The 251-nt window shown below is 51.4% G+C and carries 1 rRNA gene; it reads left to right on the forward strand.

Annotated features, from left to right (window positions below):
* Positions 1–251: ribosomal RNA gene (locus ACSIPU_RS31350) — 23S ribosomal RNA — on the forward strand; the annotation flags it as partial.

Raw genomic sequence — 251 nt, forward strand, 5'->3', positions numbered from 1 at the left:
ACCGACACAGGTGGTCAGGTAGAGAATACCAAGGCGCTTGAGAGAACTCGGGTGAAGGAACTAGGCAAAATGGTGCCGTAACTTCGGGAGAAGGCACGCTGATGGTAGGTGAAGTGACTTGCTCACGGAGCTGAAATCAGTCGAAGATACCAGCTGGCTGCAACTGTTTATTAAAAACACAGCACTGTGCAAACACGAAAGTGGACGTATACGGTGTGACGCCTGCCCGGTGCCGGAAGGTTAATTGATGG

The sequence above is a fragment of the Klebsiella sp. HN106 genome (assembly GCF_051209435.1).
GTDB lineage: Bacteria > Pseudomonadota > Gammaproteobacteria > Enterobacterales > Enterobacteriaceae > Klebsiella > Klebsiella oxytoca.